Annotated in this window: 1 protein-coding gene; it reads right to left on the minus strand. The window is 46.5% G+C overall.

Annotated features, from left to right (window positions below):
* Window positions 1–86: 86 nt before the first annotated feature.
* Window positions 87–1,450 (minus strand): transposase (locus FGQ85_RS18195; RefSeq protein WP_207670245.1); only part of this gene is annotated, 1,364 nt, incomplete at its 5' end.

A 1,450-nucleotide genomic window follows, 5' to 3' on the forward strand; every position in this document is an offset into this window, starting at 1 on the left:
CTCAAACTTCGCACATAGATTTTGCCTATGCACCTTGAAAATTCAATATCTGGCAGGTATTCGATTATCAAAGTTCACCCTTTGCCCTATGCCGCCTGAAGCTGTGTCTTCAACAAAACAGGCAATGTGTTCATAAATGCATCCACCAATTCGTTGATCTTTTCTTCGGTCAGTTCGGTGTTGTCCTTGAGGATAGACCGGAACATTTGGAGCAGCATTTGAAATGCCTGTATCCATGTGATATCGGCCATTTCGTCTGAAAAATACAGGAAGAGTTCACCCAGCGAGCGGTTGTCGTTCGATTCCCGGCTCTCCAGGGACAGCATCATATACCGCGTGAAAACAACCGCTGTGTGGGCTGTTATCGCGTCATAGGATAAGGAGTTGCACTCCCTGCTGAGGTTCAGGTAGCTTTTGCATACCTTGAAAAAGACTTCGATATCCCAGCGCTTCCCATAAATACGGATGATCTCGTTTTCATCCAGGGTTGTATCCGTTGAGATGAGACATAAGTATTCCTTCCTCTTATTCCGGTTGCGGACATAAACAACTTTTGCCGGGATGCTTTCCCCGTCCTTCACCACATCCACCAGCACCGACAGCAGGTAGCGGGAACGTCCACGTCTCTTTTTGTTCTTATCATAGATTGTGAGCAAGGACATATCTTCCCCATTATAACGGAAGAACATTTTTGGCGTCTTTTTCACCATGCCGATCACATCATAACCGATTGATTTTACCGCATGGAGCGTACTCGGGGAAGCAAACCAGCTGTCAAAAAGGACATAGTTGGCAGGGATCTCCGCTTTTTTAGCGGCTTTCAGCAGTTCCAGCATTGCGTGGGTTCCTTTTTGCACGGAAAGTATCCTGCGCCGGTACCCTGCGGTCCGTTTATCGACAGCGGCAGCCTCATTGACCCGGTTCTTTTTATTCTCCGATGAGAGCAGGACGCTGTTGACCGGCAGGAAGGTACTGCCATCTGACCATCCCAGCGTGAGCATACGGAAGCCAAAACGGTATCTGTGATTTGCATGGTCATAAGTTTTTGCCAGCAGTTCCACCTTTTTGGAACGGTTCCGCTCAAACAGGGAATCATCGATGATCAGAACATTTTTACGTTCCTCGGAATCCAAAGGTACAATGGCGTCCCTGATAATCCGGGAGGCCAACAAGGTTGTAAAACGGATCCAGTTGATTTGTAGCATCTTCATAAAACGGTAAACGGTATCTTTCGCGAAACCGGGGGTGTTGCGTCCGGTAATCAGGCTCATATACATGCTCCTGTTAGAGAAAATCAGCAGGAAAAGGTATTGGAAAACCTCAACAACCGGAATTCCCTTTTTCTTATAGGCATTGGCTGCCTTTAATGCCGAAGAGATGTGAAACCGCGCAAAAAATCTCTTAATAGATTTTGAAATCTGCTTATCATTTTGGTTCGCTTGTGTTATAC

It is taken from the genome of Pseudoflavonifractor sp. BSD2780061688st1 E11, assembly GCF_005844125.1.
Classification (GTDB): domain Bacteria; phylum Bacillota; class Clostridia; order Lachnospirales; family Lachnospiraceae; genus Sellimonas; species Sellimonas catena.